At 40.2% G+C, this 927-nt stretch carries 1 protein-coding gene; it reads left to right on the top strand.

Annotated elements, in window-relative coordinates:
- Positions 1-251: 251 nt before the first annotated feature.
- Positions 252-927, top strand: a 676-nt coding sequence (locus tag LPAF129_RS11025; RefSeq protein WP_244057180.1) for an IS110 family transposase, incomplete at its 3' end; no start/stop codon positions are given.

The raw sequence follows: 927 nt of genomic DNA, 5'->3' as shown, positions 1-927 counted from the left end.
CTGGTATAGGTTTGAACCTCCTGTAGTTCAACTACATTTTTAGACTGCCGCCCAGATAATCATCTTAAGTGCCGACCACATGCTGTATCGATCAATCAACTTACTAGCCGAGTAGAGCTAGGTGTAGCTTAGGTCTGAGCGATCAATGAATACTTATGATGCGAGGATGTACTTAGTGATTATAATTAGGGGCTATCATGCAGTGTCCAACTTAAGACCAGATAATCTAAATGAAAGGAGGCCAGATCCCAATGAAATTATTTGTCGGTATTGACGTTAGCTCAAAAGAACTTGAAGTTGCCATGTTAACCTCGGAAAGCACGAAACAACTTTTTCGTGCGCATGTTCCAAATGATTTAAATGGTGCTTCTGAAATTAAACAAAAGATCCTTGAACTAAGTGAAGCCTATCAATTTGAACAAACTGTGATCGGCATGGAGTCAACTTCCGTTTATAGCTTTCATCCGGCCTTTTTCTTTAAAAATGATGCCGAGCTTAGTGCGCTTAATGTGGACGCTGTTTTACTTAATCCGCGCGATACTAAGCGCTATAAAGACATTTTTGAAGCTTCTAAGAGTGATTCAATCGATGCTTTTTATATTGCTGATTTCTTGCGTACTGGCCATTACACGACTGGTATTGTACGGCAAGAAGAGTATCTTGCTTTACAACGCTTAACGCGTTCCCGTTTTGAAGTGGTTCAAAGTTTAACTCGTTCAAAACAGCACTTCATTGAAAACTTGTATTATAAAGTCAACAAACTAGCCGTCGAACCTTTAGGGACTTCCCTTTTTGGCTCGACTATGATGGAACTTTTAACGGCTGACATTTCAACTGAAGACTTAGCTGCTTTACCGTTAGAAGACCTCGCAAATTTTCTCGATCAGAAGAGTCATAGACGTTTCTCTGACCCGCAAAAATTGGCTG

It is taken from the genome of Ligilactobacillus pabuli, from assembly GCF_022836475.1.
Taxonomy (GTDB): Bacteria; Bacillota; Bacilli; order Lactobacillales; family Lactobacillaceae; genus Ligilactobacillus; species Ligilactobacillus pabuli.
The sequence above is the reverse complement of the archived record's forward strand: the minus strand, read 5'-3'. Positions and strand labels throughout refer to the sequence as shown.